1 protein-coding gene is annotated in these 249 nt (G+C 45.4%); it reads right to left on the bottom strand.

All coding sequences use genetic code 11. From position 1 onward, the window contains the following. Positions 1-179 (bottom strand): nitrilase-related carbon-nitrogen hydrolase (locus ACSV5T_RS10165; RefSeq protein ID WP_438321060.1); only part of this gene is annotated, 179 nt, incomplete at its 3' end. Positions 180-249 lie beyond the last annotated feature (70 nt).

Here is a 249-nt window from a genome sequence, read left to right as displayed (position 1 = left end):
CTTGGACGTAGCAACAAATCTTCAGGCGGATAACCCAGCAGTGATAACTCAGGAAAGACAATGATATTAGCACCCTTGTCACGGGCATCTTTAGCCAGCTCTACCATTTTTTTGGCATTATTGATGACATCACCGACAATAAATTGCTGCTGTGCCACCGCAATTTTTAGCCCCACCATAGAATCTGCTTGGTTAATTGGTTGGCTAGTCGGTTGGCTTGATGACTGAGAGGTTGACTGAGAAACTGGC

The organism is Veillonella sp. ZSJB6, from assembly GCF_051549505.1.
Lineage (GTDB): Bacteria > Bacillota > Negativicutes > Veillonellales > Veillonellaceae > Veillonella.
Note: the sequence above shows the minus strand (reverse complement) of the source record. Positions and strands in the feature narration are given on the sequence as shown.